General features: G+C 41.3%; 1 protein-coding gene. It reads right to left on the bottom strand.

Annotation, left to right across the window (positions count from 1 at the left end; all coding sequences use genetic code 11):
* Positions 1–401: lysophospholipid acyltransferase family protein (locus tag HC175_RS19525; protein ID WP_168139789.1), on the bottom strand; the 401-nt coding region annotated here is incomplete at its 3' end.
* Positions 402–412: the final 11 nt, after the last annotated feature.

Genomic DNA, 412 nt, shown 5'->3' with positions numbered 1-412 from the left:
ACCAAAGCTTCCCTTCCATTCTTTCTGTCTATAAGAAGATTTCCGCCGTGCCTTAAATTGAAGGAGATGCTTGGAATGCCTTTACCCAGTTCTTTTTTACTGACAAACTTGGGATGGTGTTCTCTAAAATGCCAGATGATCGGGGGGATGTCATACATGCCTTGGTGGTTAGCTACAAATATGCAGGACTTATCTGTAGGCAGCTGGTATGGATTTTCTATGCTATACCGCGTTCCCAACAGGTTAAGGCAGCGCAGCAGGAAAAAATTAAAGATGTCCACACTTTTTTTGTGAGCTTCATAGCCGCCAAGCTTCAGAGAAATCCACTGTATAGGGTGGAAAACCAAAAGGTTGATAAAGAAAAAAATGTAAAAAACTACCGAAAGTGGGTAGGAAAGGATCTTTTTAAAAG

It is taken from the genome of Salinimicrobium oceani, assembly GCF_012037645.1.
The sequence above is the reverse complement of the archived record's forward strand: the minus strand, read 5'-3'. Positions and strand labels throughout refer to the sequence as shown.